The organism is Actinomyces ruminicola (assembly GCF_900103885.1).
GTDB lineage: Bacteria > Actinomycetota > Actinomycetes > Actinomycetales > Actinomycetaceae > Actinomyces > Actinomyces ruminicola.
In genome coordinates, this window is sequence record NZ_FNIM01000012.1 from 65876 (window position 1) to 89008 (window position 23133).

Sequence of the window (23133 nt, forward strand, 5' to 3'; positions counted from 1 at the left end):
GGTGGGACGAACGGGGGCCAGTCTACGGGTCAACGCCGCATGATTTGACGATCCGCTCACCACGAGATGAAAATGGTTCCCATGAACGTTTCTTCCCGCCGCCGTCGTGGACTCGCCACGATCTCCACCGCCGTGCTCGGACTCGCCTGTCTTCCGTTGGCCGCCTGCTCCACCGACTCCGGCAGCGACGCCGACGGCGGGCAAGGCCTGTCCGTCGCCACCTCCTTCTACCCGATCCAGTACTTGACGCAGGCCATCGGCGGCGAGCACGTGACCGTCAGCTCGGTCACGCCCACCAATGTGGAGCCGCACGACTACGAACTCGCCCCCAAGGACGTCACCGCATTGTCGGGAACCGATCTGGTGGCCTACGTGGCCGGATTCCAGCCGTCCCTGGACGACGCCCTGAAGGAGGTGTCCGGCCCCACCGTTATAGACCTGTCCGACGCGGTCGATCTCACCCATCACGACGGCGTGGAACACGATCACGAGGACGGCGACGCACAGGACGCGGACGACGCGGGGGCCGCCACCCAGGACGCCGACGCCGCTGGCCACTCCGACGACGCCGCCGACCCACACTTCTGGCTCGACCCCGTGCGCATGCAGTCCGCCGCGCAGGCGATCAAGACCGCCCTGACCCAGGCCGACCCCGACCACGCGGCGGACTACGAGGCGAATCTGGCCGCCCTCACCGAGACCCTCAGCGGCCTGGACAGCGACTACTCCACGGGCCTGGCCCAGTGCGAGCGCACCACCTTCGTCACCTCGCACGCCGCCTTCGGCTACCTGGCCGACCGTTACGGGCTGACCCAGGCATCTGTATCCGGCATCGACCCCGAGTCCGAACCCAGCCCTGCCGAGCTCGCGGCCGTCAAGCAGATCGTGCAGGAGACTGGGACCACTACGATCTTCACCGAGGAGCTCGTCTCGGCCAAGACCGCCGAGGCACTCGCCTCCGAGACCGGCACTACCACCGCCGTGCTCGACCCGATCGAGTCCGCCCCTGCCTCCGGAGACTACGCCGACGCCATGTCCACGAACCTGCAGGAGCTGCGCACCGCGCTATCCTGCCAGTGATCACGGTTCCCATCATCGCCAGAAGGACTTCATGACCTCCACATCGCCATCGGTTCCCGCACGCGCGAGCGCCCCACCGATCGAAGTGAATGACGCCTCGGTTGTGCTCGGATCCAACCTCATCCTGGACGCGGTCGACCTGACGGTGTACGGGGGCGAGTCGGTCGCGCTGCTGGGTGCCAACGGATCGGGCAAGTCCACCCTGGTCAAGACGATCCTGGGGCTGCTGCCGGTCCGCTCGGGCACAGTGCGGCTGTTCGGGCACGACGCCCGCGAGCGCCGCACGGTGCCGTGGGGGCGGGTCGGATACGTTCCCCAGCGGGTCGGGGCGTCCTCGGGTGTGCCGGCCACCGCACTGGAAGTGGTCCGCTCCGGACTACTCTCGCCGGGGCGCCCCTTCGCCGACCGCGGCCGGAGTGCCCGACGCCGGGCACTGGAGGCCTTGGACGCCGTGGGCCTGGCCGACCGCGCCCGGGACCATGTGCAGGTCTTCTCCGGCGGCCAGTCCCAACGGGTACTGATCGCCCGGGCACTGGTGCGCTCCCCCGAGCTGCTGCTGCTCGACGAGCCGCTGGCCGGCATCGACCGCGCCTCCCGCGAGTCCCTGGCCGTCACCCTGGCCGACCTGCGCCGCCGGGGACTGACGCTGCTGACCGTCCTGCATGAGATGGGTGAGCTGAGCGACGTCATCGAGCGCGCCGTCGTCCTGGCCGAGGGCAGGGTGGTTTTCGACGGACCGAAGAGCGAGCTCGCCCATGACCACGCCCGCCACGACGAGCTCGGTCACGACCGCCCCGATGACTGCGAGCACGAGCATGAGCACGGCGCCACCGAGCCGGCCGCCCACCACGCTCCGGTGCTGACTACTTCCGTGCGGCAGGCAGGAGGAGTGAAGTGAGCGACCTCATCACCGCACTCGGCCAGATGCTGGCCAGCCCGCTGATGCAGCGGGCCTACATCGTGGCGGTGCTGGTAGGGCTGTCGGCGCCGGTGGTGGGCACCTACCTGGTGCAGCGGGGCCTGGCACTGCTGGGCGACGGCATCGGCCACATCGCCCTGACCGGGGTGGCGCTGGGCTGGATCGCCGGCGCCGCTGCGAACGTCACCCCCCACGATGCCTGGGCCATTCCGGGGGCCATCGTCGCCTCCGTGGTCGGCGCCGTGCTCATCGAGGTCATCCGCGCCCGGGGCCGCACGCGCGGCGACGTGGCCCTGGCGATCCTGTTCTACGGGGGCATCGCCGGCGGCGTCATCCTCATCAAATTGGCCGGCGGGACGACGACGAACCTGACCAGCTACCTGTTCGGCTCGATCGCGACCGTGTCGGCCTCCGATACCTGGTTCACGGTGGTGCTCGCCGCCGTTGTGCTGGCGGTGGGGCTCGGCCTGCGCGGCCCCCTGTTCGCCCTGTGCCACGACGAGGAATTCGCCCGCGCCATCGGATTGCCCACGGGTGTACTGAACGTGACGGTGGCCGTAGTGGCGGCACTGACCGTTTCGGTCTCCATGCGGGTGGTGGGCGCGCTGCTGGTGTCGGCGGTGATGATCGTGCCGGTGGCGATCGCCCAGCTGGTCTCCTACTCCTTCGGACGCACCATGCACCTGGCGATGGGAATCGGCGTGGTCGCCTGCGTGGCCGGGCTGACGATCACCTATTTCCTCGCCGCCTCGCCGGGGGCCATGATCGTCGTGCTCCTCGTCGGAGCCTACGCGCTCGTCGCGCTGTTGGGCGGCCTGGCACGTGCGATCCGCGGCAGGCACCGGCACCGTTCGGAAGTCAGCGACCACAGCGAGCAGGAGGTGCGTGCATGAGTGTGAATGCAGCCGGAGGCAATTCGTCGCGGCATCGGTCCACCTGGCAGCGAGCCGCGGTGGCCGACATACTGGCCCGCACCAACGAGTTCCGCTCCGCCCAGCAGATTCACGCCGCCCTGCAGGCTGAGGGCACCAAGGTGGGGCTGGCGACCGTGTACCGCAACCTGACCGCCATGGCCGAGGCCGGGGAGGTCGACCAGATCCGCAGCGCCGACGGCGAGGCCCTGTACCGGGAGTGCGAGCGCCACGAGCACCACCACCACATCGTGTGCCGCTCGTGCGGGCGCACCGTGGAGGTGGCCGGCGGCGAACTGGAGGAGTGGATCCGGCGGGTCTCGGCCGAACAGGGCTACACCGACATGGAGCACACGGTGGAGTTCTTCGGCCTGTGCCCCGCCTGCTCCAGATAACCGCCGAGATCGGTAGAAGTTACGTGCCGAGATCGGTCGGAGTAGCGCCGCGGTGCTTAGGCGCCGGCGACCCGGTCGACGGCGCCGCCGAAGCGGCGCTCCCGGTGCGCGTAGGCCTCGCAGGCGCGCCACAGCTCGGTGCGGTCGAACTCGGGCCAGGGCAGGTCGGAGAAGTACAGCTCCGCGTAGGCCGAGGACCACATCAGGAAGTTGCTGGTGCGCTGCTCCCCGCCGGTGCGGATGAACAGGTCCACGTCCCGCATGTGCGGGGAGTACAGGTAGCGCTGCACGGTCTTCTCGTTGATCGACCCTGCCCGCAGCCGCCCCGCCTCCACGTCGCGGGCCATGGCGCGGGCGGCGTCGGCTATCTCGGCCCGGCCGCCGTAGTTCAGGCACATGTTCAGCACCATGGTGTCGTTGCCGGCGGTGATGCGCTCGGAGCGGCGCACCTCCTTGAGCACCGACTTCCACAGCTTCGGCTCGCGCCCCACCCAGTTCACGCGCACGCCCCACTCCAGCAGATCGTCGGTCTGGGCGCGCAGCACCGTGCGGGTGAAGCCCATCAGGAAGCGCACCTCGGCGGGTGAGCGCTTCCAGTTCTCGGTAGAGAAGGCGTAGACGCTCAGTTCCTTGACGCCCAGCTCGACGGCGCCGGCGATCACGTCCATCATGGTCGACTCCCCCACCCGGTGCCCCTCGGTGCGGGGCAGGCCGCGGGCATTGGCCCAGCGGCCGTTGCCGTCCATGACGCAGGCGACGTGTGCGGGCACGGCCGCCGGGTCCAGCGCCGGCGGGGTGAGTCCCTCGCGGTGCAGGGGGACGACGTCGAGCGGGCGCGGATCCGGGGCGGCACCCCCGCCGGGGGCGGAGTCCGTCGTGTCAGGCATGTCAGGCCCTTTCTACGAGGGAGAGGGAACGCAGGCGCCGTTCCAGGTGCCAGGTCAGGTAGGCGGACACGCACCCGGAGGCTTGGGCGCGCTGGCGCGAAGTGGACGCGTCGGCCAGCCCCCAGTCGCCCGAGAGCAGGGCGCCGAGCAGGGCCATGCTGCCCGGTTCGACGTCGACGGCGCCGGCGGGCCGGCAGCCGGGGCAGACGGCGCCTCCCGCCTGCACGTGGAAGGCGGTGTGGGGCCCGGTGGCACCGCAGCGGGCGCAGTCGTAGCACGACGGCGCCCACCCGGCCAGGGCCAGGGCCCGCAGCAGGTAGGAGTCGAGCACGAGCCCCGGGGCGTGGCGGCGGCGTGCCAGGGCGGACAGTGCCCCGTACAGCAGCAGGAACTGCTGGGGGGAGTCGGTGGTGCCCAGGTCGCCGTCGTCGCGGGTGAGACGCTCGGCCGTCTCCGCCATGGTCTCGGCGCAGGTGAACATGGCGTAGTCCGCGGCAATGGCGCGGCCGAAGGGGTCGATGGTCTCCGCCTGGGTAACCACGTCCAGGTTGCGTCCGGCGTGCAGTTGCACGTCGATCATGGAGAAGGGCTCCAGGCGGGCGCCGAAGCGCGAGGTGGTGCGCCGCACTCCCTTGGCGACGGCGCGCACCTGCCCGTGGGCGCGGGTGAGCATGACAATGATGCGGTCGGCCTCACCCAGCTTGTAGGTGCGCAGGACGATCGCCTCGTCCCGGTAGAGCCTGTTCCCCAACGGCGCCCCCGGTCAGCGCATGGCGCGGTTGACGGCGGAGATGACGGCCTTGAAGGAGGCGGTGGTGATGGAGGGGTCGATGCCGACGCCCCACAGCACCTGGCCGCCAACCTCGCACTCTACGTAGCAGGCGGCGCGGGCGTCGCGACCCTCGCTGAGCGCGTGCTCGGCGTAGTCGAGGATGCGCACCTGCACACCGGTCTGCTCCAGGGCAGTGACGAAGGCGTCGAGCGGGCCGGAGCCGGAGGCAGTCAGCAGCTTGCGCTCGTCGCCGTCGGAGATGGTGACGGTGAGGATGGACTCGTCGTCGCCGACGGAGGTGAGGGTGGCACCCTTGAGGCTGTAGCGGCCCCAGGTGGGCAGGTCGGCGCCGGGCGCGGAGGCGGCGGGCAGGTACTCGTCGGCGAAGATCGACCACAGGTCGTCGGCGCCGATCTCGCCGCCGTAGGTGTCGGCGTGGCGCTGGACGATGTTGGAGAACTCGATCTGCAGGCGGCGCGGCAGGTCCAGGTTGCGCGTGGTGCGCAGCAGGTAGGAGACCCCGCCCTTGCCGGACTGGGAGTTGACGCGCACGACGGCCTCGTAGGAGCGGCCGACGTCGTGCGGGTCGATGGGCAGGTAGGGCATGGACCAGGGCACGGCCACTTCGGCCTCGGCCTGGCTCAGGCCGCCTGCGATCTTGGCGGCGACCTTCTCGGCGCGGGCGGCGAAGCCCTTCTTGATGGCGTCCTGATGGGAGCCGGAGAAGGAGGTGTAGACGAGTTCGCCGGCGTAGGGCGTGCGCGGGGGCACGTCCATCTGGGTGGACTGCTCGACGACGCGACGCACCTCGTCGATGTCGGACAGGTCGAGCATGGGGTCGACGCCCTGGCTGAAGAGGTTGAGCGCCAGGGTGACCAGGTCGACGTTGCCGGTGCGCTCGCCGTGCCCGAACAGGCAGCCCTCCACGCGGTCGGCGCCGGCGAGCATGCCCAGTTCGGCTGTGGCGATGCCGGAGCCGCGGTCATTGTGGTTGTGGATGGACAGGCACACGGCGTCGCGGTGGGAGAGGTTGCGGCTCATCCACTCGATCTGGTCGGCGTAGACGTTGGGCGTGGCGCGCTCGACGGTGGCGGGCAGGTTGAGGATGATCTCGCGGTCGCCCTCGGGCTGCCACACGCCCATGACGGCCTCACAGACCTCCAGGGCGTACTCGCGCTCGGTGTCCACGAAGATCTCCGGGGAGTACTCGTAGCCGAAGATGGTGTCATCGGTGAGCACCTTCTCCGCCCGGGCCATGACCTGGCGCGTGCCCTCGACGGCGAGCTCGCGGATATCGTCCCGGTCCATGCGGAAGACGACCTCCCGGAACAGCGGGGACAGGGCGTTGTACAGGTGGACGGTGGCGCGCGGGGCGCCGACGCAGGCGTCCAGGGTGCGGTCGATCAGGTCTCCCCGGGACTGGGTGAGCACTGAGATGGTGACGTCGGCGGGGATGGCGTCGTCCTCCACCAGGGAGCGCACGAAGTCGTAGTCGGTCTGGGAGGCGGCGGGGAAGCCGACCTCGATCTCCTTGAAGCCCATGCGCACGAGCAGGTCGAAGATGGCGCGCTTGGCGTCCGGGCCCATGGGCTCGATGAGGGACTGGTTGCCGTCGCGCAGGTCGGTGGTCAGCCAGCGGGGGGCGTGGGTCAGGCGCTGGTTCGGCCAGGTGCGGTCCGGCAGAGAGGTGTCGACGGTGTCGAGGAAGGGCCGGTACTTGGTGAAGGGCATGCCGGAGGGCTGCTGGGGTGCGGGGCGGGCGGTACGCATGAGTATGGGTTCTCCTGTGCGGGTTTGCTGATTCCCGGCGCCGGGGCCCGGCGCGCCGGGGTGGCTGGCTACGCGAAGTAAGCCGCGGTCGGGGTGCCGGCCTGGTCAGGCCCCGCCGCGGCGACTAAGCAGGAGGCTCCGCTCCCGGACACAGGTCGCGCGCACGGGGACACCGTACCCCGAATCGGCGGCAATGCCATGCCAGGTCACAGTGTGGACGGCGCGACGGCGAGCACCTCTCGCGACTCACGGCCACAACAGTCGTCATCAACGCACGCATTATGTAGTAGATCTGCTATATTCAGTAGCGTACCTACCAGGAAGGAGCGGACATGTCCCCTGCCCCGCCCGTCATCACCGCCCGGGGCGTCGACTTCGCCTACGGCAAGCTCCCGGTGCTGCACGACGTCACCCTCACGGTGCATCCCGGCGAGGTCGTGTGCCTGCTGGGCCCCAACGGCGTCGGCAAGACCACCTTGGTGGAGAATCTGCTCGGCTCACTGCGCCCGCGCACGGGCAGCGTCCGCGTGTTTGGCACCGATCCGCGCCGCGCTGGCGCCGCCTTCTGGGCGCGGATCGGGCTGGTGCAGCAGAACTGGTCCGATCACGCCAAGTGGCGGGTCAAGGATCAGTTGGAGTGGATCCGTTCCATGCAGTTGACGGCATCGGCGCAGGTGGCCGACGTGGCCGAGGTACTCGACGCCGTCGGCCTGACTGACAAAGCGGGCTCGCGCCTGTCCCGGCTCTCGGGAGGACAGCGGCGCACGCTTGACTTCGCGGCGGCGCTGATGGGCCGTCCGGACCTGCTGATTCTTGACGAGCCGACGACGGGATTGGACCCCGCCTCCAAGGCGCGCCTGCACGATCTGATCATGGAGCGCGTCGACGACGATGCCACAGTGCTCATGACCACGCACGACCTGTCCGAGGCCGAACGCCTGGCCTCCCGGGTGATCATTATGGCGGCAGGCAGGATCATTGCCGACGGCCCCGTCACCGAGCTGCGCGAGCGCGTCGGCAGGAAGGCAGAGGTGACCTGGATGCAGGACGGCGAGCACCACGTGCATGCCACCGCGTCCCCCGAGCGCTTCCTGCAGCAGCTGGACCTGGACGCGATCAGCGGGTTGACCGTCACCCGCCCCACCTTGGAGGAGGCCTACCTCGCCCTGGTCTCCCAACCCGCGGAGGCCGAGCAAAGCGGCATAGATCACCTGACCATCCAGAGCGATCCGGCAACCACCACCGCCAAGGAGCCTAGACCATGACCCCCACTCGTTCCCTACCCCTGTCCGTACTGCGCGCGGCGGCACGTCAGGCCTACGGCGATCTGCGACCGAACCTCATGGGAGCCGGAGCGGCGTCTATCCTGTTTACAGTGGCCGCCATATTGGTCGTCTCCCGGATAAACGATGGCCCGCTCCAGGGATTAGACTCCACTAATGCCTTCGGCACCATGTTCGCGGCCAGCGCCGTCGGCGGCTTCGCCAGTCTCGTCATGATGCAGATCGGCGGGGAGACCTATACCGACCGCATCGGCGGCGCACTACTGCGGGTGCGCATCCTTCCGCACGGACCGCTCACCTGGGCGATCGGCAAGACGCTGTCCACCGTGGCACTCGTGGTCGTCATGCAGGTAATGATCCTTCTGGGCGCCGCGGTCTTCGTCGATATCACCATGCCCTCGCCCCGAAACGCACTGCTTTGCCTGCTCATTGCCGCACTGGCCTCGCTGGCGTGCGCGCCCCTCGGATTCATCCTCAGCGCATTCGTACGTGGCATTTACAGTTTCATGGTGAATTTCTTGATCTGCGGCGCACTCCTTGTGACCGGCTTCTGCTATCCGGTTTCAGCGATGCCGGCCTGGGTCCAGGCGATTCAGGCTTTGCTGCCCACCTACTGGTCCGGGCACCTGACCCGGTGGACTCTAGTCGGCGATCCGTCCTGGGAGATCGGCGGCAGCTTCCATCCGGTGCTCGGCGTCGGGGTGCTGCTGGCCTGGGTCGTCGTCGGCTTCGCGCTGGTGCCGCCGGTCATCCGCCGCAGCTTCCGCACGGAGACGATCGGCGGGCTGAGCCGCACCCAGTCGAAGCTCCGCTCCCAAAGTGGGCTGTGAGATGTCCGGAGAGGTCGTTCACAACCGGATCGCCGTGCTGCGCGCGGACCGTAGGGTCAGCAGGCGGCAGTTGGCGGAGGCGCTCGGCGTCCACTACCAGACGGTCGGCTATCTGGAGCGCGGCGAGTATGCGCCGTCCCTGTACCTGGCGCTGCGCATCGCCCGCTATTTCGACGTGCCTGTGGAGTCGGTGTTCTCCCTGGAGGAGTTCCCGCCCCTGACCTGACCGCTTGGAACGCCGCTGACACTGGATCAGTGCCCGAAGATCTCGAGGTAGGCCCGTTCGGCGCCGCCTTCGCGCACGTCCACGGTGGCGGCCACCAGCCCGTCCTTGAGCAGCACCATCCGCTCGCACACCTCGTCGAGCACGCTGAGGATGTGGCTGGACATCAGGGCGATGCCGCCGCTGTCCAGGTAGTCGGCCAGGGCGCGTCGGAACAGCAGCACGCCCTCCACGTCGAGCCCGTTGAGCGGCTCGTCGAGCACCACCACCCGCGGGGTGCCGAGGAAGGCGCAGGCGATCCCCAGGCGGCGGGTCATTCCCTGGGACAGGTGCCGTACCTCGGTGTCGCGGAAGTCGGCGCAGCCGAAGCGGTCCAGCTGCTCCTCCAGCGCAGTGTCGTCCAGGTCCAGGACCCGCATGGCGGCCTCGAAGCGGCACGCCTGACGGGCGGTAAGCTGTGGGAACAGCCGACTTTGCTCGGGCAGGAAGCCACAGGCCTCGGCGGGCAGGCGCCGCCCCAGCTCGCGTCCGTCCAGGCGGACGGTGCCGGTCTGGAAGTCGTCCGCTCCGCACAGGGCGCCGAAGAGCGTGGTCTTGCCCGCCCCGTTGGGCCCGACGACACCGAGCACCTCCCCCGCTGCCACCTCCAGGGTCAGCGGCCCGGTGCCGCGCCCGCTGCGGTAGCGGCGCTGTACGTCGATGACTTCAAGCATGTTCGCTCCTGCGCAACAGGCGGGCGGTGAGTGGGAACAGCACCAGGGGCAGGCCCGGAGTCAACGCGATCAGCATCCCACCGATCTCTGCGGCCGGCAGCATGCGATGCCGCCGGGTGTAGGCGGTGGCGGCGTCGGCCAGCGCCATCGCCAGTAGCGGCAGGTATACCAGGCACGCCAGCAGGTGGACGGCGTCGGTGCGGGCCCCGGCGACCACGCCGAGCGAGCCCGCCGCCAGGCATTCGGCGGCCAGCAGCGGCAGCGCCAGCGTGAGCTTGACTCGCCGCAACTCCGCGTCGGCGACGGCGTAGCGGCTCCTGGCATAGCGGGCCGCGGGCGTGTCATCGACCTCGGCGAGAACGCCGATCACCGTCGCAGCCAGGTAGCCGCCCGCGACGAACACGCCGACGGAGGCCGACTGACCGAAGCGTCCCAGCGCGTATGCGATCACCACGCCCACAGCTGCCACCAGAATCGGCGGCAACCAGGAGGCCGAACACAGGTAGACCATGCGCAGCGAAGCGATGCGGTTCCGCGGCCCGCCACCAATCCGCAGCCTTAGACGCAGCATTGGGAGCCCAGGTGCAATGCCGACGCGTCCAAGCCAGTCCACGGCAACCGTCACCAGCGCCGTCGTCACCGTCCACGCCGCCAGCAACAGACCGAAGCGGCTCGCGTCGGACCATTCCGGGAAGCCCAGTGCGAGCATTCCGCACGCGGCCTCCAACACCGTCAGCGGCAGGGACATGACTGCGTACAGCACACAGAAATCCGTCCCGGTGAATCCGTAGTAACGCAGCGCCCCACGCCTGATGGGATCGAGATCCCGCAGCAAAACCGATGCGTTCATCACCGCGACAACCACGGCGATTCCCGCCACCGTCAGCGACTGGGAAATACCCCCGGTCACCATGACTGCGCCCCAAGTGGCAGCCCAGACCAAGACGCAGACCAGCACCACCATCAGCGAGCGCACCGCGCGGGTCAAGACCACGCCGGGGCGTCGCAGCCTGCAAACGACGCCTATCAGGCGTAAGCGCTCTCAAGGGTGCATCCTCCTCCCCGTCCGGAGGCACCTATACCAGCATGGGGAACAGGCCCCAGTAGGCGATTGCCACCAGCAGCACGGCGGCGCCGATCAGTACGGCGGTGAGCACCCCCGCCGCGGGGATGGTGAGCCAGCGGCCCTTCTCACCGCGCTCCCGGTTGGCGGCGTGCGCCGCCGCCCGCATAAGCCGGGCGCGGTAGACGACCTTGACCAGCATCACGACGGCGAGCACCGCCACCAGCTGGACCACCACCCAGCCGCCGTAGGAGAACAGGTGGTTGGTGCGGTAACTGGTGGCCAGGGAGGCCACACCAAGGATGTAGACCACGTACAGCACCCAGGCCGCGGTCACGCTCAGGCACAGGGACACGGCCCAGCGGCCGATGGGGTCGGGCAGGTGCAGGCCGCGGCGACCGCGCAGCCGCGGCCCCTGGCCGAGCAGCCAGACGAGTCCCGCCAGCACCATCAGCCCGAAGCCGACGATGAGGGTGGCCAGCATCAGGTCCCCGGAGGCGTACCAGCGGGTGGGGTCGGGCGTCTGCGCCCAGTACGCCTGGGTGGGGGTGGCGCCGGCTACGTGGGGCTCGGCGTCGGCGGTCTCCGGCAGGCCCGCCACCCAGCGGGACAGGTCGCGGGTCACTCCCGGGGCGAGGGAACCGTCCGTGGTGATGCCGAGTTTGAGGCCGTGGTTGGCGCCGTCGTAGTAGCGGACGGTGAACTGATCGTTGCCGCCCGTCTGCAGGGCGTTCCAGACCGTGGTCGGCCCCTGCACCAGGGGCATGGAGGCGTCGGCGGTGCCGTAAAGCATGAGGATGGGAACGGAGATGGTCTCCAGGTAGGCCACGGAGTCGAAGTCGGCGTACTCGAAGCCGCCGCCGGGGATCCTCGCGGAGCCGAGCACTCGCGGGATCAGGGTGAGCATGGCCTCGGGCACTCCGACATTGCGCATGTAGGTGTCTACGGCGAGCGCCGCCTGCTCGCGCAGCCGCACCACGGGGGCGCTGGCCAGAATGAGGAAGGCCACGCGGTCGTCCTCGGCGGTCAGCACCACCCCGGGGATGGCGCCCTCGGATTCTCCGTAGATGCCGACGGCCTCGCTGTCCACGCCGTCCAGGGCGATCAGGTAGTCGAGGCTGCGCTGGTAGTCGGCGGCCATGGTGAGGTAGTTGCGCTCGGTCGTCGAGTAGTCCTCCATGGGCTTGGAGGGCACGAGCGTGGTGACGCCGGCGGAGGCTAGGGCCTCGCCCTGCTCGGTGAAGCCCCAGATGCCGTGGGTGCCGGCGCCGTGCATGAAGACGACGCCGGGTGTGTCCCCCTCGACGCCGATCGGGCGGCGCAGCAGGGCGGGAACCTCCTCGCCGTCGGCCTGGGTGATGGTGATGGTGGTGGTCTCGAACTCGTAGGTGCCGACGGCGGCGGTCGCGACCGTCCCGCCGATGGTGGTGTCGGCGGTGACCGGGGTGAGGGAGTCGGTGACCGGCTGGGGGTTCCAGCGCGGCCCGGCGAGCGTGCCGACGAGGCTGAGGGCGAGAACCGTGACCACGACGCCGCCGATGATGCGGTGGTCGGTGGATACCGCCAGCACCAGGGCGCCCAGAGCGAGGGTGAGCAGGATCTCCCAGATCTCGCGGCCGCCGGTCCCGAGCAGCCCCATGAACGCGGCGACGCCGATGGCGGCCGCCAGCACGATCAGGGTGCGGCGCCGCTCGGTGCGCCACAGCCAGGCCAGCAGCACCCAGGCGCGGTGGGGGAACTCGCGCAGCCAGGCCCAGCCGGAGCGCAATTCAGCCCTGGTAATGCGTGCGGGCTGCCGCTTGGGCCCTACACGGCGGGGCAGGAGAGCCTTAGGGCGCTCGCGACGCGTCTCGCGTTCGGGCCGGTTGTGGGAGTCGGGGAGCGGGTGCATAGGCGGGGGCTTCAGAATCCGAGCTTGGCGAGGGCCTTTGGATCGGACTGCCAGTCCTTGAGGGTGCGCACATGCAGGTCGAGGTAGACCTTGCGGCCCAGGAGCTGCTGGATGCCGCGGCGGGCCTCGGTGCCGATTGCCTTGAGATTCGCCCCGCCCCGGCCGATGACGATGGCCTTCTGCGAGTCGCGCTCGACCAGCAGGCTGACGCGCACCTGCAGGCGGTTCCCGGTGCCCTTGATGCGGCCGGCGTGCTCGGCGGTGGCCGGGTCGACGATCTCGTCGACCACGACGGCCAGGGAGTGCGGCAGCTCGTCGCGCAGGCGCTCGAGGGCGGCCTCGCGCACCAGCTCGCCGACCATGACGGCCTGGGGCTCGTCGGTGACGGAGTCGGTGGGGTACAGGGGTGGGGAGGGCGGCAGGTGGGAGGTCAGCACCTCCTGCAGGACGTCGATCTGCTCCCCTTTGAGGGCGGATACGGGCACGATGTCGGCCCAGTCGCCGAGCTCGCTGACTGCCAGGAGCTGCTGGGCCAGCTTGGGGCGGGAGACCGTGTCGGTCTTGGTGACGACGGCGACGACCGGCTTGCCCAGGTCGGCCAGCTCCCGGGCGATGAGGCGGTCGCCGGGGCCGATCTTGTCGCCGGCGGGGATGCAGAAGGCGATGACGTCCACCCCGGCTAGAGTCTCGCGCACCAGGTCGTTCAGGCGCTTGCCGAGCAGGGTGCGGGGGCGGTGGAAGCCGGGGGTGTCCACCAGCACCAGCTGAGAGTCTGGCCGGCTGACCACGCCGCGCACATTGTGGCGGGTGGTCTCGGGCCGCCCGGAGGTGATGGCGATCTTGGTGCCGACCAGCGCGTTGGTCAGGGTGGACTTGCCGGTGTTGGGGCGGCCGAGCAGGCAGACGAAGCCGGCCCGGAAGTCCTCGGGGTAGTCGGGCACGGCGATCGGTGCGCGGGCGGGGTCGTCGACGTCGGTATCCGGGTCGTCGGGCAGGATGGGAAAGCCGTCGGCGTCGGTCATGTTGGTCATCGCTTGTGCCTCATTCCTCGGAGTCTTCGATTTGGTCGGGGGCGGCCGGGGTCGCTGCGGTGGGGCCGGTGTCACTGCGGGAGGCCAGCAGGGTAGCGACCTGTCGACGGCGGCCGGTGGCCTCCTCGGCCACCAGGTGGATGCCCTGCACGTCGCCGCTGGCGCCGGGCAGCGGCACCCGGCCCACGGCCTTGGTGAGCAGGCCGCCGGCGGTGTCGACGTCGTCGTCCTCGATCTCCAGGTCGAAGAGCTCGCCGAGGGCGTCCAGGCCCAGGCGGACGGGCACCCGGAAGGTGCCGTCCCCGAGGTCCTCGGCCACCGGCTCGGCGTGGTCGTGCTCGTCGGTGAGTTCGCCGACGACCTCTTCCAGCAGGTCCTCCAGGGTGACCAGGCCGGCGATGCCACCGTATTCGTCCACGGCCAGCGCGATGTGGAAGTGGCCGAGCTGCATCTCCCGCAGCAGGTCGTCGGCGAGCTTGGTCTCGGGCACGTAGACGGCCTCGCGCACGAACGCGGACACGGGGCGTTCCCCGTGCTCGGGGTGGTCGGACAGGCGCCGCAGCACGTCCTTGAGGTAGAGGATGCCGCGCACGTCGTCGGCGTCCTCCCCGATCACGGGCACGCGCGAGTAGCCGGAGCGGATGAACAGGCGCATGGCGGCGGAGGCGGGCTTGTGCTCATCAATGGTGACCATGTCGGTGCGGGGCACCATGACCTCGCGCACGAGGGTCTGGCCGAGCTCGACCACGCTGCGCAGCATCTCGCGGTCCTCGTCCTCAATGGTCTCGGAGTCGCCGATCTCGTCGATCATCTCGCGCAGGTCCTCGGTGATCTCGGCGCGCACCTCGGCGTCGGTAAGGGTGGAGGAGTGTCCGAACCTCGACTCCACCCACCGCCAGGGTGCTCCCAGCGCATAGACCTTCTCCAGAACGCCGGCGAGTGCCAGCAGGGTGCCGGCGGGATTGCGGCGTCCCGCGGAGCGCGGGGAGATGCCGACCAGCAGCCCGAGCAGCACCAGGTTCGCCCCGGCGGCAACCAGCAGCACCTGCCACCACTGGCGGAACCAGCCCGCGACCGCCAGCGTGATCAGCACGGCGGCGAGCATGTCGACGCCGGCGCGCAGGCCGACGATGGCGCCCAGCACCTGGTTGCGCTTGGCGGTCAGGGAGACCACGCGGCCGGCGCCACGGCGTCCGGCCTCGGCCAGGTCCTCGGCGGCGGCCCGGGTCATGTGGGTCAGGGCCCCCTCCCCCGCCGACAGCACCGCCCCGAAGCCGAGGACGACCACGCCGGTGATCAGGAGCAGCGCGGCGGGAGCGGTGGTCACTTGCCCCGCTCCGCCAGGAAGGTCAGCAGCAGCCTGCGCTGGAGGTCGAACATCTCCCGCTTCTCCTCCGGCTCGGCGTGGTCGTAGCCGAGCAGGTGCAGGATGCCGTGGACGGTCAGCAGCAGCATCTCCTCCACGGCGCTGTGACCGGCCTCCAGGGCCTGCTTCGCGGCCACCTGCGGGCACAGCACCACGTCGCCCAGCGTGCCCGGCGGGGTCTCGTTCTCGGCGGTGCCGGGGCGCAGCTCGTCCATGGGGAAGCTCATCACGTCCGTGGGCCCCTCCAGGTCGAGCCAGCGCAGGTGAAGCTCGGCCATGGGCTCGGGGTCGATGAACAGGATGTTGAGCTCGGCCAAGGGATTCACGTGCATGGCGGACAGCACGTGGTCGGCCAGGGCGGCGAACTCGGCGGCGTCGATGGGGGTGGTGGTCTCGTTGACGACCTCGGTGGTCATGGGCGGTTCCTGTCTCGGAATTCGGAGGGGGTGCGGCGGCGGGGGCCGGCGCGGCGGGCTGCCGGGGCGGCTCCGGACCGGTCGGCGTGTTCGGCACGGTCTGCGTCGTAGCGGGCGTAGGCGTCGACGATCTGGCCAACGAGCCGGTGGCGCACCACGTCGGCTGCGGTCAGCTCGCAGAAGCTGATGTCGTCCAGGCCGTCGAGGATGCGGCGCACCACCTGCAGCCCGGAGGGGCGCCCGCCGGGCAGGTCGATCTGGGATACGTCCCCGGTGATGACCATCTTGGAGCCGAAGCCGAGGCGGGTGAGGAACATCTTCATCTGCTCGGGGCTGGTGTTCTGTGCCTCGTCCAGGATGATGAAGGCGTCGTTCAGGGTACGCCCGCGCATGTAGGCCAGCGGGGCGACCTCGATGGTGCCGGCGGCGATCAACTGCGGCAGGGCCTCGGCGTCGAGCATGTCGTGCAGGGCGTCGTACAGAGGCCGCAGATAGGGGTCGATCTTGTCGGTGAGGGTGCCGGGCAGGAAGCCCAGGTTCTCCCCCGCCTCCACGGCCGGGCGGGTGAGGATGATGCGGGAGATCCGCTGACGGGCCAGGGCGTCGACGGCCTTGGCCATGGCCAGGTAGGTCTTGCCGGTGCCGGCCGGACCGATGCCGAAGGTGATGGTGGAGTTCTCTATGGCGTCGGTGTAGGCCTTCTGGCCGAGCGACTTGGGGCGGATGGAGCGCCCGTGGGTGGTCAGGACCTCGTCGGTGAGGACCTCGGCCGGGCGGGCGGAGGCGTCCAGGAGGAGGATGGCGCGGTCGACGGCGTCGGCGGTCAGGGGCGTGCCGGCGCGGGCGATGTCGATCAGTTCGGACAGCAGCACGATCACGACATCCACGCGGGCGGCGGGGCCGGTGACGGTGACGGTGGTGCCGCGCACGTGAACGTTGACGTCGGGGAAGCCGCGCTCGACGGCGCGCAGCACCTCGTCGCGGGCGCCCAGCAGGGCGACGGGGGCGAGGTCGTCGGGCACGGCCAGGGTACGGGTGACGTCGGCGGGTCCGGCGGCGTTGCTGGTCTGATCGGTAGCGGTCAAGTTGCTGGTTGTTGAGGAGGTCATCGCCGCCGTAGCGGCTACTGGTGTGATGGGCGATTTCGTCATCGTGGGCCCGATCTTACTGCGTGCAGGCCCCAATAGGCTGGCCCCATGAGCTACACCCATGGGCATGGCACGGCGGTCCTGGACAATCACTCCCGCCGTTCGGTGCAGGACAGTGCCGCGTACCTCCTGCCCCACCTGCGAGCGGGCCAGGACCTGCTGGATGTCGGCTGCGGGCCGGCGACGATCACTGCGGACCTCGCCCAGGCCGTTGCTCCCGGGCGCGTCGTCGGTCTGGACCCGGCCCCGGCGGCGCTGGAGGCGGCACGCGCTACTCTGGCCGCACGTGAACAGGGCGGCACGGCTGACGGCGCAGCGGCAGGCAGTGTGGAGCTCTTCGCCGGGGATGTGCTCAGCTTGCCCTTCGACGACGTCTCCTTCGACGTCGTCCACGCCCACCAGGTACTCCAGCACGTGGCTGACCCGGTGGCCGCCCTGCGTGAGATGGCCCGAGTAACCCGTCCCAGCGGAATGGTCGCGGCCCGCGACGCTGTCTATTCGGCCATGGCATGGTTCCCCCGGCCCGGCCCCCTGGAGGAGTGGCGGCGCGTGTATACCGCCACGGCGCGCCACAACGGCGGGCACCCGGACGCAGGTGCTTGCCTCCTGTCCTGGTGCCGGGAGGCCGGGCTCACCGAGGTCACCTGCTCCACCTCCACCTGGTGCTTCGCCACGCGGTCGCAGCGCCGCTGGTGGGGAGGCACGTGGGCACAGCGGTGCCTGTCCTCCTTCGGTCCGCAGGCCGTCGAGCTGGGCCTTACCACGCTGGAGGGGCTGCAGGAAATGACTGAGGCCTGGCACGCCTGGGCCGAGGCGGACGACGGCTGGTTCGTCGTCGTCCACGGCGAGGTGCTGGCACAGGTCGGCTAGCCGATAACCAGCCACCTGCCGGTCACGGCTAGGTCATTACCGATGTCCTGCTGTCAATACGCCCAGCTTTCCGAGAACAAATGCTCGCCGACCTCATCTATGACCGGCTCTCGCCCCAGCTCGTTCCTGCCATAGACCTGGTGACGCTGGGAGACAAGACGGTGCTCGTCGTCGGTGTGCCGCTCAGTACTCGCCGTCCTCACTACATCACCCGCCAGGGTGCGGAAGCCGGTGTCTACGTGCAGTTCGGTTCCACCACGAGGCAGGCGGACCCGGCGCTAGTGCCGAGCTCGAACGCAACACGCGCGGCATCGCCTTCGAAGACCTGCCCGAACCACGCGCCAGCTATGCGGGCATCCTCGCCGCCTGCTCTGATCCCGCCCGCTTCCTCCCCTCCGCCTGGGCCCAGTGCGGGCGCCTGCGCGGTCCGCACGGCACTGACATCTTCGTCCAGACCGAGATTCACGGACCAATACCCCTGGCCGCTGATCGCGCCGTGGAGTTCCTGCTCAAGGACGCCTATAAGACCGCGGTCTTCGGAGAGGTTCGGCGCCGGGATGTCTACTCGATCCCCATCGAGCCGATCCGCGAGGTGATCGTCGACGCCCTCGTGCACGCCTCATACGCGGAACGCGGCACGCCCATCCGTATCAGCTTCTACGACGATCGCATCCAGGTGGACCGTCTGGGACTGCTGCTTACGGGTATGACCATCGACTCCATCCGGCACGTGTCCCGCCTATGCAACCCCGCCCTCGCGCGCATCTTCCGCGAGGCCGGGATCATGGAGCAGTGGGGCACCGGCGTCCAGCGCGTCTTCGCGCAGGTGGCCGAGGCCGACCTGCCCGAGCCTGTGATCGAAGAGGTCCAGGACCGTGTGAGGGTAACGATCTACGTGCCCAGCCACGACCCGGCCAAGGTCAGTGAGCAAGCGAGCAAATCGGGCGCGGACGGCGGTCTCCCAAGCGAGCGGGTCGAGTCACTAAGTCGGAGCACCAAGTCACTAAGTCGGATCACCAAGTCGAGTCACCAAGTCAGTCAGACATAGACCCTGAAGCCTACCGTGCCGCGATTCTCTCGTTTCTTAGCACCGGAGACAGGACTCGTGCAGAGGTTTTATCCCAAATTGGGCTGAGCAACGAGACGCGCAATGTGCGTCGCCATCTTGACCCTCTGCTCGCCGCCGCGTTAGTCGAACGCACGATCCCGGACAAGTCCCAGAGCCGCCTTCAGCGCTACCGGATCACCGAAGCCGGCCGCGCCTACCTGAGCACCCTCACGGGAGATGCCGAATGAGGCTCTTCCGGTCTGGGGATGTGGTCGGTGGCGCCAGCCACAGCTGGCGGCCCACGTCGGGGCCGCCAGCCACAGCTGGCGGCCCACGTCGGGGCCGCCAGCGCTTGCGTACCGAGATCAGCGGTGTCAGGCCTGGTCCGATGCTGCACATTGCCCGACGTGACTGGATCGCCGCAGCGCGTTTGCACACGGGAGCTGTCCGAGCCAACTCGACTGATACCCGTTTTTCCTTGGAAGCACGCGAAAACCGCTTCTCGGCCCAAATCGAGTGGCCCTGCTCCCGTGTGCAACGAGCTCCTCATTGCACACAGGAGCACTGTCATGACACCAGGGCCGCAGATCAAATCCGCACAGTCTCGCGGATTCATCCTCGGGGCTGACTTCTTGAGTGTGCAGACCCACGACGGAGGCGAGGACGACGCCGCCCGGGTGGACCATTACCGCTACCTACATCGTCGAGCAGGTACGTGGGAACGCGAACACACTCCCAATCAGAAGAGCCAATGAACCCGGCCGTCCCAGCTACGCCGCCACCCGCAGCCGCTTATCATCGCACCCGCCGCGGCACGGTCAGGGCGGCCACCGCGAGGATCGCCACTCCCACCCCGGCCACGAGTCCCAGGCCGGCGGCAAAGGCGGCGGTCGGCTCGGTATTCGTGCTCAGCTCGCCGACGGCGTCGACGGCCCAGCTCATCGGTAGCACATTGCTGCACAGCTCCAGCGCGCGCGGCAGCTGGTCGCGGGCCACCAGCAGCCCGCACAGGAAGATCTGCGGGCCGATTACCACCGGGAAGAACTGCACGGCCTGGAACTCGGTGCGGGCGAAGGCGGATACGAACAGCCCCAGCGCCACGCCCAGGAAGCCGACCACCAGCGCGGCCAGCACCACCCACCCCCAGGAGGCGCCGATCTCCACACCCAGGCACCAGGCCGCCACCGCGCACAGCACCAGCGACTGCCCCGCTGCCGTGGCGGTGAAGGCGGTGGCGTAGCCGAGCAGCAGGTCGGCGCGGTGCAGTGGCGTGGTCCACAGCCGCTCCAGCGTCCCCAAACTGCGCTCGCGCAGCATGGCCACACTGGTGACCAGGAACATCACCAGCATCGGCAGGATCGCCATCATGGCCACGGCGATCCGGTTGAACAGTTGCGCTCCGTGCGGGTAGTCGTGGTAGACGAAGTACAGCAGGGTCAGCAGGGCGGCGGGCACGATCATGATCAGCCCGAGCGTGCGACGGTCTGCCGCCAGTTGCTCCAGCACTCGGCGGACGGTGGCGGCGTAGGTGCGCGCGTTCACCGGCGTCCCTCCCCGCCGTGGTCGCCCAGCGGGATGGCGCCCGCCTGTGCGTCGGCCGCCATCCGCTCCGCCCGCCGGACCACATCGAGGAAGGCGGCATCGAGCGTGTCGGCGCCGGTGCGCGCCAGCAACTCGTCCGCTGTAGTGGAGGCTAAGAAGCGCCCCTCCCGCATGAGCAGCACGCGGTCGCAACGGAAGGCCTCGTCCATGACGTGGCTGGAGATCAGGAGGGTCGCGCCCGCGTCGGCCAGGTTCCGGAACACCTTCCACAGCCCCTCCCGGGTCAGCGGGTCCAGGCCGACGGTCGGCTCGTCAAGCACCAGCAGCTCCGGCCCGGCCACCAGGGCGCAGGCGAGCGAGACCCGGCCGACCTCGCCCCCGGAGTAGGTGCTCACCCGCCGGTCGGCCAGCGCGGTCAGTCCTACCGCGTCCAGTACCTCGTCGAGGTCGCGGGCGCGCGCTCCTGCAAGTGCGGCGAAGTAGCGCAGGTTCTGGCGGGCGGTCAGGTCCCGGTATACGGCCGCCGCCTGGGTGACGTAGCCAACCCTCCCGCGTACTGCGGGCGCGCCCGGCCGCTCCCCCAGGACCCTCGCCTCACCGGCGTAGCGCTGTACCCCAACGAGCACCCGCATCAGCGTGGTCTTGCCGCAGCCCGAGGGGCCGAGCAGGCCGGTGATTGAACCGGGTCGCAGATCCAGGTCCAGACCCCGGAGGATCTCGCTGCCGCCGCGTGAGACTCGCAGCCCACGAGCGTGGACGGCGCTCGGGGGTGCGGCCGCGTCGGCGAGCACACGTCGGCCCACCTCGGCACCCCGCCCGTTTTTCATCATATGATGAATATATCGCGGCTGACTCATCAAGACAAGACCTACTGCCCGGCATTGATCTACTCGGGTGCCCCCAGCGGCGAGGCGGAACGGCCGCTCGGTTCGCCCAGGTCGCCGGTCAGGTAGTGCTGGATCACCGGGCCGACGGCGGCGGCGAGTTCATCCGGCTCCGCGGCGGAGACGGCGTCAAGGCGGGCGATCCAGCGGGTCATACCCAGCCCGACCAGATGTCCGGCGATCAACTGGGACCGCAGCCGGACCCGATCGGGCGCCACGCGCTCGACCAGCGGAGTCACCAGGGCGCCGACCACCAGATCCCGAATGCGGGCGACGACGCCCTCGTTGGCCAGCGCCGCGCGCACCACCGCGGCGAAACGGTCCGCCCCCATGCGGTCCCACTGGGTCACGAACAGGCGCACCAGTGCGATTCCCTGCCGGGAGGCGGGCAGGTGGCGCACTTCGTCCAGTACCGCAGGATCCATGGCGGGCCCGTCCGGCCCGTCATAGACCGCCTCGACAAACAGCTGGGAGCGCTCCGGGAAGTAGTGGTGCACCAGAGCGGGGTCGACGCCGGCCGCCCGGGCGATACCGCGCAGCGAGGCGTTGTAGCCGTCGCGGGCGAAGGCGGCGCGGGCCGCGCCCAGAATCGCCCGCCGAGCATCCGGGCTCCCGGCCCGCCTACGACCCCGCGTGCCCATCTCGCCCCTCCTGCGCGACTATTGACGAGTCGAAGGATACGTGCGGTGTCCTCATTACCGCCGGACTTCAGGAGGCCGCCGCCAAACCGATCCGGCCACGCAGCACACGAGCTTGCCGGCCTGGTGCCCCTGAGCCAAGCGGGCGTAGGCGGCGGGCACCACGTCAAGCGGCACCACCTCGGCCACGCGGGTGTCGAGCCGCCGCGGCGACGGCGTCGGGACCGCCGGCGGCGCGGTAGTCGATGACCTCCTCAGCGCCGAGGGCGCGGACGGCCTGGACATTATCGGGCGAGGCGGTGGCGAGCACGCGGGCGCCGAGGTGGTGGATGATCTGCACGGCGTAGCCGCCCACTCCCCCCGCTCCAGCGGTGATGAGAATGGTCTGCCCGGCATCCAGGCGCAGGACGTCGATGCACCCGAATTCATGTCGGCCCCCTGGCGGACACTCGAGTTGAAAGGAGGAACCACCCGCAATACCTCTTGACTACTCACCGAAAGGGGGATTGAGCAATAACGCGCAGAGATCTCATCCGGCAGTTGGAGGAGGTCGCCCGTCAGAAGGGACAGACGAAGGAGCAGACGATGACCAGGATTGAAGCCACAGCGCAGTACTGCGACAGCTGGTGGGCAGTGGAGTTCACCCTCCAAGGGCATGAGTACTCCACCCAGGCGCGCCGCCTCGATGAGGTCGTTCCTATGGTCGCAGATGCCGCCCTCATGACAGGACAGCCCGCCGACGACTTCGAGGTGCACTGCAAGGTTCGCAACGCCGACTACGTAGATGCCGTAGAACAGTACAAGGCAGCAGCGCAAGCATCCGCAAAAGCCGGTGCGGCCGCGGCAGTCGCCTCACGCCGCGCCGTCGCCCTGTTGCGCGCCGACGGCCTACCGCTGCGCGACATCGCCACCCTCATGGGTGTCAGTACCCAGCGAGTCTCCCAACTGGCTCGGGGTTGAAATCGAGCGGCGGGCATGCACGAATACATGAACCCGCAAGCCCGCCTCATCCGGACTCACGCACCGGCCGCTACCCGCACCCGCAGACGAGCTTATCGGCCCGAAGGCCCCGGGAGAGCCGCGCACAAGCGCTTCGGCCACTCGTCCCCCCGCTAGGGCGTGTTGCGTAAGTCGGGTGGGGTGGTCGGCGTGGGGTGCGGGACGGGGTGAGGCCTTCGGGGTATCACGGGTGGTGTGAAAGCAGACCGTGACACCGCCAAAGGCCTCGGCCGTTGAGTATAGACGCCTGTGCCCGCCATGACCTGACCGATGCCCAGTGGGGGCTGCTTGCGCCCCTGCTGCCCGCCCCGCCTGCTCGTGGCAGGCCGCGGGTGTATCCGCTGCGGGACATGATCAACGCCGTACGGTGGAGAACCAGAGTGGGGGCGCCCTGGCGCGACATACCATCCCGCTACGGGCCGTGGTGGAGGGCCTACGCCCTGTACCGGACCTG

At 69.5% G+C, this 23133-nt stretch carries 26 protein-coding genes; 13 read left to right on the forward strand and 13 right to left on the reverse strand.

Annotated elements, in window-relative coordinates:
* Positions 1 to 72 precede the first annotated feature (72 nt).
* Genes BLR49_RS09825 through BLR49_RS09840 form a run of 4 tightly spaced genes read left to right on the forward strand, consistent with a single transcriptional unit; the run spans position 73 to position 3305 of the window.
* Positions 73 to 1080, forward strand: coding sequence for a metal ABC transporter substrate-binding protein (locus tag BLR49_RS09825; protein WP_425425769.1), 1008 nt, complete (start codon positions 73 to 75; stop codon positions 1078 to 1080).
* Positions 1081 to 1111: 31 nt separating this feature from the next.
* Complete coding sequence (locus tag BLR49_RS09830) at positions 1112 to 1978, forward strand: metal ABC transporter ATP-binding protein (RefSeq protein ID WP_092537136.1); 867 nt, start codon at positions 1112 to 1114, stop codon at positions 1976 to 1978.
* A 26-nt stretch (positions 1979 to 2004) separates the two neighbouring features.
* Positions 2005 to 2892, forward strand: coding sequence for a metal ABC transporter permease (locus BLR49_RS09835; protein WP_176760841.1), 888 nt, complete (start codon positions 2005 to 2007; stop codon positions 2890 to 2892).
* Entirely contained in the window at positions 2889 to 3305 is a 417-nt protein-coding gene (locus BLR49_RS09840; RefSeq protein WP_092537142.1) for a Fur family transcriptional regulator, read from the forward strand. Before BLR49_RS09835 ends, BLR49_RS09840 begins: the two co-directional genes overlap by 4 nt.
* 56 nt (positions 3306 to 3361) lie before the next feature.
* Here the strand turns inward: BLR49_RS09840 and uppS are convergent, their stop codons facing one another.
* From uppS to leuA, 3 genes are read right to left on the reverse strand one after another with little or no spacing between them, the layout of a single operon-like run.
* Positions 3362 to 4192 (reverse strand): polyprenyl diphosphate synthase, encoded by an 831-nt coding sequence (gene uppS, locus BLR49_RS09845; RefSeq protein WP_092537145.1) that lies wholly within the window; start codon positions 4190 to 4192, stop codon positions 3362 to 3364.
* Position 4193: 1 nt separating this feature from the next.
* Entirely contained in the window at positions 4194 to 4943 is a 750-nt protein-coding gene (recO, locus tag BLR49_RS09850) for a DNA repair protein RecO (RefSeq protein ID WP_092537148.1), read from the reverse strand.
* Between the two features lie 12 nt (positions 4944 to 4955).
* A complete protein-coding gene (gene leuA / locus BLR49_RS09855) occupies positions 4956 to 6734 on the reverse strand; it encodes a 2-isopropylmalate synthase (RefSeq protein ID WP_092537151.1) in 1779 nt (592 codons plus the stop codon).
* Positions 6735 to 7066: 332 nt separating this feature from the next.
* Between leuA and BLR49_RS09860 the strand changes: the two genes are divergently transcribed.
* The 3 genes from BLR49_RS09860 to BLR49_RS09870 are packed head-to-tail and all read left to right on the forward strand — an operon-like array spanning position 7067 to position 9073.
* Positions 7067 to 7999, forward strand: coding sequence for an ABC transporter ATP-binding protein (locus tag BLR49_RS09860; protein ID WP_092537154.1), 933 nt, complete (start codon positions 7067 to 7069; stop codon positions 7997 to 7999).
* Positions 7996 to 8847 carry an ABC transporter permease gene (locus tag BLR49_RS09865; protein WP_092537157.1) on the forward strand — a complete coding sequence of 284 codons (852 nt, stop codon included), beginning with the start codon at positions 7996 to 7998 and terminating at the stop codon, positions 8845 to 8847. Before BLR49_RS09860 ends, BLR49_RS09865 begins: the two co-directional genes overlap by 4 nt.
* A gap of 1 nt (position 8848) precedes the next feature.
* The gene (locus BLR49_RS09870; RefSeq protein ID WP_092537160.1) at positions 8849 to 9073 is read left to right on the forward strand and encodes a helix-turn-helix transcriptional regulator; all 225 of its coding nucleotides are present in this window, start codon (positions 8849 to 8851) and stop codon (positions 9071 to 9073) included.
* Positions 9074 to 9099: 26 nt separating this feature from the next.
* Here the strand turns inward: BLR49_RS09870 and BLR49_RS09875 are convergent, their stop codons facing one another.
* The 7 genes from BLR49_RS09875 to BLR49_RS09905 all read right to left on the reverse strand — a co-directional run bounded on the left by BLR49_RS09875 (position 9100) and on the right by BLR49_RS09905 (position 16659).
* Positions 9100 to 9783, reverse strand: a complete 684-nt coding sequence (locus tag BLR49_RS09875; protein WP_092537163.1) for an ABC transporter ATP-binding protein — start codon at positions 9781 to 9783, stop codon at positions 9100 to 9102.
* On the reverse strand, positions 9776 to 10777 hold the full coding sequence (locus BLR49_RS09880; RefSeq protein WP_092537166.1) for a hypothetical protein: 1002 nt from the start codon (positions 10775 to 10777) through the stop codon (positions 9776 to 9778). The genes BLR49_RS09875 and BLR49_RS09880 overlap by 8 nt, the downstream gene beginning before the upstream one ends.
* Before the next feature lie 82 nt (positions 10778 to 10859).
* The gene (locus BLR49_RS09885) at positions 10860 to 12737 is read right to left on the reverse strand and encodes an alpha/beta hydrolase family protein (protein ID WP_245690594.1); all 1878 of its coding nucleotides are present in this window, start codon (positions 12735 to 12737) and stop codon (positions 10860 to 10862) included.
* 11 nt (positions 12738 to 12748) lie between these two features.
* Positions 12749 to 13759 carry a GTPase Era gene (gene era, locus BLR49_RS09890; RefSeq protein WP_092537204.1) on the reverse strand — a complete coding sequence of 337 codons (1011 nt, stop codon included), beginning with the start codon at positions 13757 to 13759 and terminating at the stop codon, positions 12749 to 12751.
* Positions 13760 to 13778: 19 nt separating this feature from the next.
* Positions 13779 to 15095: a hemolysin family protein gene (locus tag BLR49_RS09895; RefSeq protein ID WP_092537172.1), complete on the reverse strand. Its 1317-nt coding sequence runs from the start codon at positions 15093 to 15095 to the stop codon at positions 13779 to 13781.
* Entirely contained in the window at positions 15092 to 15550 is a 459-nt protein-coding gene (gene ybeY / locus BLR49_RS09900; protein ID WP_092537175.1) for an rRNA maturation RNase YbeY, read from the reverse strand. The genes BLR49_RS09895 and ybeY overlap by 4 nt, the downstream gene beginning before the upstream one ends.
* Positions 15547 to 16659: a PhoH family protein gene (locus tag BLR49_RS09905; protein ID WP_245690596.1), complete on the reverse strand. Its 1113-nt coding sequence runs from the start codon at positions 16657 to 16659 to the stop codon at positions 15547 to 15549. Before BLR49_RS09905 ends, ybeY begins: the two co-directional genes overlap by 4 nt.
* 87 nt (positions 16660 to 16746) lie before the next feature.
* Here BLR49_RS09905 and BLR49_RS09910 point away from each other — a divergent pair, with 87 nt between their 5' ends.
* The 3 genes from BLR49_RS09910 (at position 16747) to BLR49_RS13940 (ending at position 18864) form a co-directional block, all read left to right on the forward strand.
* Positions 16747 to 17568 carry a methyltransferase domain-containing protein gene (locus BLR49_RS09910; protein WP_092537181.1) on the forward strand — a complete coding sequence of 274 codons (822 nt, stop codon included), beginning with the start codon at positions 16747 to 16749 and terminating at the stop codon, positions 17566 to 17568.
* 496 nt (positions 17569 to 18064) lie between these two features.
* Entirely contained in the window at positions 18065 to 18616 is a 552-nt protein-coding gene (locus BLR49_RS13700; RefSeq protein WP_245690597.1) for an ATP-binding protein, read from the forward strand.
* Between the two features lie 77 nt (positions 18617 to 18693).
* Positions 18694 to 18864 carry a Fic family protein gene (locus BLR49_RS13940; RefSeq protein WP_342706651.1) on the forward strand — a complete coding sequence of 57 codons (171 nt, stop codon included), beginning with the start codon at positions 18694 to 18696 and terminating at the stop codon, positions 18862 to 18864.
* 547 nt (positions 18865 to 19411) lie between these two features.
* On the opposite strand, the gene BLR49_RS09920 is transcribed toward BLR49_RS13940, so the two are convergent.
* Genes BLR49_RS09920 through BLR49_RS09930 form a run of 3 tightly spaced genes read right to left on the reverse strand, consistent with a single transcriptional unit; the run spans position 19412 to position 21683 of the window.
* Positions 19412 to 20158 carry an ABC transporter permease gene (locus BLR49_RS09920; protein ID WP_092537184.1) on the reverse strand — a complete coding sequence of 249 codons (747 nt, stop codon included), beginning with the start codon at positions 20156 to 20158 and terminating at the stop codon, positions 19412 to 19414.
* The gene (locus BLR49_RS09925; protein ID WP_245690598.1) at positions 20155 to 20988 is read right to left on the reverse strand and encodes an ABC transporter ATP-binding protein; all 834 of its coding nucleotides are present in this window, start codon (positions 20986 to 20988) and stop codon (positions 20155 to 20157) included. Before BLR49_RS09925 ends, BLR49_RS09920 begins: the two co-directional genes overlap by 4 nt.
* Before the next feature lie 56 nt (positions 20989 to 21044).
* Positions 21045 to 21683 (reverse strand): TetR/AcrR family transcriptional regulator, encoded by a 639-nt coding sequence (locus tag BLR49_RS09930; protein WP_092537187.1) that lies wholly within the window; start codon positions 21681 to 21683, stop codon positions 21045 to 21047.
* A gap of 190 nt (positions 21684 to 21873) precedes the next feature.
* On the opposite strand from BLR49_RS09930, the gene BLR49_RS13300 reads away from it, so the two are divergent.
* From BLR49_RS13300 to BLR49_RS09945, 3 genes are all read left to right on the forward strand, one after another.
* Positions 21874 to 22167, forward strand: coding sequence for a hypothetical protein (locus BLR49_RS13300; RefSeq protein WP_176765840.1), 294 nt, complete (start codon positions 21874 to 21876; stop codon positions 22165 to 22167).
* Positions 22168 to 22265: 98 nt separating this feature from the next.
* A complete protein-coding gene (locus BLR49_RS09940; protein ID WP_092537192.1) occupies positions 22266 to 22640 on the forward strand; it encodes a hypothetical protein in 375 nt (124 codons plus the stop codon).
* A gap of 272 nt (positions 22641 to 22912) precedes the next feature.
* A partial coding sequence (locus BLR49_RS09945; RefSeq protein WP_143013744.1) for a transposase occupies positions 22913 to 23133 on the forward strand: 221 nt, incomplete at its 3' end.

Bases quoted from the DNA above. Each gene is read 5' to 3' on its own strand.
- BLR49_RS09825 (WP_425425769.1), top strand. From the start codon at position 73: ATGGTTCCCATGAACGTTTCTTCCCGCCGCCGTCGTGGACTCGCCACG.
- BLR49_RS09830 (WP_092537136.1), top strand. From the start codon at position 1,112: ATGACCTCCACATCGCCATCGGTTCCCGCACGCGCGAGCGCCCCACCG.
- BLR49_RS09835 (WP_176760841.1), top strand. From the start codon at position 2,005: ATGCTGGCCAGCCCGCTGATGCAGCGGGCCTACATCGTGGCGGTGCTG.
- BLR49_RS09840 (WP_092537142.1), top strand. From the start codon at position 2,889: ATGAGTGTGAATGCAGCCGGAGGCAATTCGTCGCGGCATCGGTCCACC.
- uppS (WP_092537145.1), bottom strand. From the start codon at position 4,192: ATGCCTGACACGACGGACTCCGCCCCCGGCGGGGGTGCCGCCCCGGAT.
- leuA (WP_092537151.1), bottom strand. From the start codon at position 6,734: ATGCGTACCGCCCGCCCCGCACCCCAGCAGCCCTCCGGCATGCCCTTC.
- BLR49_RS09860 (WP_092537154.1), top strand. From the start codon at position 7,067: ATGTCCCCTGCCCCGCCCGTCATCACCGCCCGGGGCGTCGACTTCGCC.
- BLR49_RS09865 (WP_092537157.1), top strand. From the start codon at position 7,996: ATGACCCCCACTCGTTCCCTACCCCTGTCCGTACTGCGCGCGGCGGCA.
- BLR49_RS09870 (WP_092537160.1), top strand. From the start codon at position 8,849: ATGTCCGGAGAGGTCGTTCACAACCGGATCGCCGTGCTGCGCGCGGAC.
- BLR49_RS09875 (WP_092537163.1), bottom strand. From the start codon at position 9,783: ATGCTTGAAGTCATCGACGTACAGCGCCGCTACCGCAGCGGGCGCGGC.
- BLR49_RS09885 (WP_245690594.1), bottom strand. From the start codon at position 12,737: ATGCACCCGCTCCCCGACTCCCACAACCGGCCCGAACGCGAGACGCGT.
- era (WP_092537204.1), bottom strand. From the start codon at position 13,759: ATGACCGACGCCGACGGCTTTCCCATCCTGCCCGACGACCCGGATACC.
- ybeY (WP_092537175.1), bottom strand. From the start codon at position 15,550: ATGACCACCGAGGTCGTCAACGAGACCACCACCCCCATCGACGCCGCC.
- BLR49_RS09905 (WP_245690596.1), bottom strand. From the start codon at position 16,659: ATGACCTCCTCAACAACCAGCAACTTGACCGCTACCGATCAGACCAGC.
- BLR49_RS09910 (WP_092537181.1), top strand. From the start codon at position 16,747: ATGAGCTACACCCATGGGCATGGCACGGCGGTCCTGGACAATCACTCC.
- BLR49_RS09925 (WP_245690598.1), bottom strand. From the start codon at position 20,988: ATGATGAAAAACGGGCGGGGTGCCGAGGTGGGCCGACGTGTGCTCGCC.
- BLR49_RS09930 (WP_092537187.1), bottom strand. From the start codon at position 21,683: ATGGGCACGCGGGGTCGTAGGCGGGCCGGGAGCCCGGATGCTCGGCGG.
- BLR49_RS09940 (WP_092537192.1), top strand. From the start codon at position 22,266: ATGACCAGGATTGAAGCCACAGCGCAGTACTGCGACAGCTGGTGGGCA.